The organism is Georgenia sp. (genome assembly GCF_054605595.1).
In genome coordinates this window covers 1-5,459 of the sequence record NZ_JBTSDU010000167.1, presented here as the reverse complement: position 1 = coordinate 5,459, position 5,459 = coordinate 1, and the positions used below count along the sequence as shown (strand labels likewise).

Genomic DNA, 5,459 nt, shown 5'->3' with positions numbered 1-5,459 from the left:
CTCGGCGAGTCCGTGCAGCGGGACCCGGACGACGGCGTCGCAGAGCGCACGCTGGGCGTCCGTCAGGCCGTGGGCCTCGTTGCCGAAGACCCAGACCGTCGGTGCGGCCAGCTCCGGGGCGGGCGCCACGCCGGCCTCGGCCGTGGCGCTCCCCCGCCCGGGCAGGACCCCGAGGGGGTGGGCGTACGCCCGGTCCTGGAGCTCGTCGAGGTCCCACTCCCCGCTGCCGTCGGCGGCGAGCACGGTGACATCCCGGGCGCGCAGCGCGTCGAGGGTGTCGGCCAGGGAGGTCCCCGTGACCACGGGCAGGTGGAAGAGCGAGCCGGCGGTGGCGCGCACGACCTTGGGGTTGAGCGCCTCGACGCTGCCGGCGGCCAGGACGACGGCGTCGGCGCCCGCGGCGTCGGCGGCGCGGATGATGGTCCCGGCGTTGCCCGGGTCGGCGGCCTCGGCGAGCACCGCGACCAGGCGGGGCCCGGTGCCACCGCGCAGCGCGGCGAGGTCGGTCAGGCCGGCCGACGTCGTCGGGCCCGCCGCGTCGAGCACGGCGAGAACGCCCTGCGCGTCCGGGCTCATGGCGCTCAGCACCTCGGGCGAACCGAGGTGGACGTACCGGCCGGCGGCGCGGGCGGCCGCGACGATCTCGGGGTGGTGGGCCGTGGCCTCGGGCGTGAGGTAGACGTCCCGGACCTGGCCGGGTACGTGGCGCACCGCCTCGCGTACCCCCTGCGGGCCCTCGACGAGGAACTGGCCGTGCCGCGAACGCGCCGAGCGCCTGGACAGTCCCCGGACCCGTACCACCCGCTCCGCGCGGGGGTTGGTCAGCTCGGGAACGTCCAGGCGCTCGCTCATGTCACTCGCTCCGCGTGGCGTGCCGCGCGAGAACCGGCTCAGGCAGCCGGGGCGTTGACGTCGGTCGGCAGCGCCACCTTCGCGGTGGCCACCAGCGCGTTGAACGCGGCGATATCCGTCACCGCGAGCTCGGCGAGCATGCGACGGTCCACCTCGACACCAGCGGCCTTGAGGCCCTGGATGAAGCGGTTGTAGGTCAGGCCCTCCGCGCGGACCGCAGCGTTGATGCGCTGGATCCACAAGCGCCGGAAGTCGCCCTTGCGGGCGCGGCGGTCGCGGTAGGCGTAGGTCATCGAGTGGGTGACCTGCTCCTTCGCCTTGCGGTACAGGCGCGAGCGCTGGCCGCGGTAACCGCTGGCGCGCTCGAGGGTCGTGCGGCGCTTCTTCTGGGCGTTGACCGCCCGCTTGACGCGTGCCACGTCAGTCTCCTTAGTTTGGGGGCGGCGTTACTTGCCGAGCAGCTTCTTGATCTTCTTGACGTCGGACGGTGCGACGACCTGGTCCTGCGACAGACGGCGGGTCCGTCGGCTGGACTTGTGCTCCAGCAGGTGGCGCTTGTTCGCCTGTTCGCGCATCAGCTTGCCGCTGCCGGTGGTCCGGAAGCGCTTCTTCGCACCGGAGTGCGTCTTGTTCTTCGGCATGTTCGTCCCTCGGTTGCTGCGCCCTTCCGGACGCAGTTCTGTCCTGCCCTGGACCCGGCGAGGCCCAGGGCGCGTTCTCGTGCGTTCGCGCCTACGCGCTCGGTGCAGCCTCGCTCGGCGTGGCCGGCGCCGCAGGGGCGCCCGGCGCCGCGGGCGTGGCCGGGACCTCGGTGGCGGCCGGGACCTCGGCGACCGGGACCTCGGCGACCGGCTTCGCAGCGGCCTCCTTGGCCTTGTCCAGCTGCTCGCGCGCCCGGCGCTGCTCGCTCTTCGCCTCGGCCTTCTTCTTGTGCGGTCCGATCACCATCGTCATGTTGCGACCGTCCTGACGCGGCGACGACTCGACCGAGCCGAGGTCGGAGACGTCCTCCGCGAGCCGCTGCAGGAGGCGCATACCCATCTCGGGGCGCGACTGCTCGCGACCGCGGAACATGATCATGACCTTGACCTTGTCCCCGCCCTTGAGGAACCGCACCACATGACCCTTCTTGGTCTCGTAGTCGTGCGGGTCGATCTTGAGGCGGAACCGGATCTCCTTGAGAACCGTGTTGGCCTGGTTGCGACGGGCGTCGCGTGCCTTCATGGCGGACTCGTACTTGAACTTGCCGTAGTCCATGAGCTTGGCGACGGGCGGGTGCGCGTCGGGCGCCACCTCGACCAGGTCGAGATCGGCCTCCTGCGCCAGCCTGAGGGCGTCCTCCACCCGGACGACACCGACCTGCTCGCCGGCGGGTCCGACCAGACGCACCTCCGGCACGCGGATCCGATCGTTGATGCGGGGTTCGCTGATGCTGTGCTCCTCTACCTCGTCGCTCGCCCGCGGCAACGACGAAGAAGGCCTCCGCCGTGCTGTCGCACGCGGAGGCCCGGCTGGTCGGCCACCCGGGACGGCGTCGCCGACGCCGCCCGTAGGGCACGGGCGAGGGTTGCCCCTCACCGACCAAACCCGATCACCATCGTCGCCTCTCGGCGGCCCGGTGACCCAGGTGGGATGTTCTCCGCTTGCGTGCCAGGACATCCGTCCTGGCCGGTCAGTGGGTCAGCCTAGCACGGACCACCCTCGCCACGGCCGGCCGCCCGGGTGACGGTGAACACCGCGCTCACGGGACCCTGCGCTCACGGGACACCGCGCTCACGCGACGGCGACGGGGGTCAGCTCCATGGAGTCCACCCGCTCACGCAGCACCGGGTCGTCCGACAGCGCCTGGGAGGCGCGGGTGATGGCGTCGCGCAGCCGGTCGGCGTCCAGGCCCTTCCGCATGGCGAGCACGACCCGGAGCTCGGCCTGGCCGCCCCGCTCGAGTCGCACCCCGACGAGCTCCAGGATGCCGGCGAGCGCGCTCGTGACGACACCGGGCAGCTCCTCGTCCGCCCACGACGGCGTCCACTCCTGCCCCTGTGCGAGCGCCCACACCGCCGGCCGGGGCACGACGACCGTCGGGGCGTTGCCGGGGTCCAGCACGAGCAGCGAGTCGTTCTCGTCGATGGCCGTCAGCGCGGCCCGCACGCCCTCCAGGGGGACGGGACGGGCGTCGGAGCGCCAGGTGAGCATCGCCTGCATGGAGGAGAAGACCGGCATGGCAGCACGCCCGTCCGCGGTCTGGACGGCGACCGAGGCCGCGGCGGCCGCGGCGTCCGCCTGCGGGTTGCCCGTCGTGAACTTGTCGGCGTCGTGCTCCAGCACGTTGCCGTCCTCGTCCCGCCCGGGATGCTCGTGGGCGACCACCGGCACGATGACCCGCCCGTCCCGCAGGGCCGCGACGACGGCGCGCAGCCGTTCGCCGTCGTCCGCGACCGCCAGCGCCGCGGCCAGGGCCGGTTGAACGGAGCCGTCGTCGCCCGCGAAGGGGTTCGGCCGCAGCGTCTTCCCGGTGCCGGGCAGGGCGGCCGAACCGGGCGCCGGATGCCCGTGGCCCCCGTGGTGGTCGTGGCCGTCGTGCCGCCCGCTCACGGCCGGCCCGCCACGTCCAGCGCCTCACCGAGGGTGAATGCCCCGGCGTACAGCGCCTTGCCGACGATCGCCCCCTCCACGCCGATCTCGGTGAGCGAGCGCAGGACCTGGACGTGGTGGTGCGTGGCCACCCCGCCGGAGGCGACGACCGGGGCGTCGGTGCGCTCGCACACGGCCCGGAGCAGCTCGACGTTGGGCCCGCGCAGCGTGCCGTCCTTGGTGACGTCGGTGACGACGTAGCGCGAGCAGCCGTCCGCCTCGAGACGGGCGAGCACGTCCCACAGGTCGCCACCGTCGCGCGTCCAACCGCGCGCGGCGAGCGTGGTGCCGCGTACGTCGAGCCCGACGGCGACCCGGTCGCCGTGCTGGGCGATGACCCGGGAGGTCCAGTCGGGGTTCTCCAGCGCCGCGGTGCCGAGGTTGACCCGGCGCGCACCGGCGCCGAGGGCCCGCTTCAGGGACTCCTCGTCCCGGATGCCGCCGGAGAGCTCGACGTGCACATCGAGCTCGTCGACGATCCGGGCGAGCAGCTCGTGGTTGCTGCCCCGGCCGAACGCGGCGTCGAGGTCGACGAGGTGGATCCACTCGGCCCCGTCCTCGACCCACGCCCGCGCGGCCTCGGCCGGGTCGCCGTAGGCCGTCTCGGAGCCTGCCTCGCCCTGGAAGAGGCGGACGGCCTGCCCGTTGACGACGTCGACGGCCGGCAGCAGCTCGAGGCGCGGTGTACTCATGATTCTCCGTTCAGCGCAGGGACGTGACCCAGTTGCGCAGCAGGTGGGCGCCGGCGTCGCCGGACTTCTCGGGGTGGAACTGGGTGGCGGCGAGGGCGCCGTTCTCGACGGCGGCGACGAACCGGGACCCGTGCTCGGCCCAGGTCACGCGTGGTGGCTCCATCGGGCCGCCGTCGGCGAGCGCGGCGCCGGGGTCGGTCTGCACCCCGTAGGAGTGCACGAAGTAGAAGCGTTCGCCCTCGACGCCGTCGAACAGGGTGCTGCCCGTCGGTACCTGGACCGGGGACCAGCCCATGTGTGGGACGATCTCCGCCTCCAGCCGCACCACCTCCCCCGGCCACTGGTTCAGCCCCGGCGTGGTGACGCCGTGCTCGGTACCGGCGGTGAACATCACCTGCAGGCCCACGCACACGCCCAGCACCGGCCGGCCGCCGGCGAGGCGCCGCTCGATCATCCGGTCGGCACCCACGCCACGGAGCTGGTCCATGACCGCCGCGAACGCCCCGACACCGGGCACGAAGAGCCCGTCGGCGGCGGCGACGGCACCTGCGTCGGCGGTCAGCTCCACCTCGGCGCCCACGCGTTCGAGGGCCCGGACGGCGGAGCGGACGTTGCCGGAGCCGTAGTCCAGGACGGCGACCTTCACGACTTCCTCTTCCGCAGGCCCCGCGCGAACATGCGCGCGGCCTTCCAGCGCGGCAGCTCACCGGAGCGCAGGTGCCCCTTGACCTGGGCGGCACGCGTGCGCCCGAGGATGAGGTCCTCGACGACCTGGTCCGCGCCGGCCAGGATCAGGCCTGCGGAGACGTCCTCGTCGGCCTCGCCGCCGGTGTAGCGGCGGGCGCTGATGTGGCCGGACAGGCCCGACTCGATGCCGACGTCCGTGGCCAGGTCCGCGACCAGCAGGACGACGCCGGAGCGGGCGAGCCGCGAGAGCGTGGCGGCGAGCTCCTCCGCCTCGGACGGCAGGGCGGCTGCCCCGCCGTCGCCGAGGAGCTCGGAGATGTCCCAGTCGCCGCCGGGTGCCTTGGCGGGGACCTCGAGGACCGCGACGGCGCCGGAGCCGGTGGGGACGACGGCGACGTCGATGCCGCTCATCGCGCACAGCCCCGCGAGCGCGGGCGCGGAGGCGACGGGTGTCAGGACGAGCGCCACCTTGGCCGGGACGCCGGGAGCGGGGCCGGGGTCGCCCGAGGGACCGCCGTCGGGCGCCGCGCCCGCCGGCCCGTCGGGCACGCCGTCACCGGACTCCCCGGCTCCGGGCACGGCGTCCTCGGGCACGGT

At 74.0% G+C, this 5,459-nt stretch carries 7 protein-coding genes and 1 pseudogene; all 8 read right to left on the bottom strand.

Translation table 11 applies throughout. The features are described 5' to 3' along the window. Positions 1–852, bottom strand: an 852-nt coding sequence (locus tag ACYC1Z_RS13980) for a TrmH family RNA methyltransferase (RefSeq protein WP_461410131.1), incomplete at its 3' end; no start/stop codon positions are given. Positions 853–890: 38 nt separating this feature from the next. Beyond that, on the bottom strand, positions 891–1,271 hold the full coding sequence (rplT, locus tag ACYC1Z_RS13975; protein WP_461410130.1) for a 50S ribosomal protein L20: 381 nt from the start codon (positions 1,269–1,271) through the stop codon (positions 891–893). A gap of 27 nt (positions 1,272–1,298) precedes the next feature. Beyond that, positions 1,299–1,493, bottom strand: coding sequence for a 50S ribosomal protein L35 (gene rpmI, locus ACYC1Z_RS13970; RefSeq protein ID WP_461410129.1), 195 nt, complete (start codon positions 1,491–1,493; stop codon positions 1,299–1,301). Positions 1,494–1,584: 91 nt separating this feature from the next. Further along, positions 1,585–2,250, bottom strand: a complete 666-nt coding sequence (infC, locus tag ACYC1Z_RS13965) for a translation initiation factor IF-3 (protein ID WP_461410128.1) — start codon at positions 2,248–2,250, stop codon at positions 1,585–1,587. Positions 2,251–2,625: 375 nt separating this feature from the next. After that, positions 2,626–3,444, bottom strand: coding sequence for an SseB family protein (locus tag ACYC1Z_RS13960; protein WP_461410127.1), 819 nt, complete (start codon positions 3,442–3,444; stop codon positions 2,626–2,628). Continuing rightward, positions 3,441–4,175 carry a bifunctional 1-(5-phosphoribosyl)-5-((5-phosphoribosylamino)methylideneamino)imidazole-4-carboxamide isomerase/phosphoribosylanthranilate isomerase PriA gene (gene priA / locus ACYC1Z_RS13955; RefSeq protein ID WP_461410126.1) on the bottom strand — a complete coding sequence of 245 codons (735 nt, stop codon included), beginning with the start codon at positions 4,173–4,175 and terminating at the stop codon, positions 3,441–3,443. The genes ACYC1Z_RS13960 and priA overlap by 4 nt, the downstream gene beginning before the upstream one ends. Before the next feature lie 10 nt (positions 4,176–4,185). Continuing rightward, the gene (gene hisH, locus ACYC1Z_RS13950) at positions 4,186–4,821 is read right to left on the bottom strand and encodes an imidazole glycerol phosphate synthase subunit HisH (protein ID WP_461410125.1); all 636 of its coding nucleotides are present in this window, start codon (positions 4,819–4,821) and stop codon (positions 4,186–4,188) included. Then, a pseudogene (locus ACYC1Z_RS13945) lies at positions 4,818–5,459 on the bottom strand (hypothetical protein); the annotation flags it as partial. The gene hisH and the pseudogene ACYC1Z_RS13945, both read right to left, overlap by 4 nt.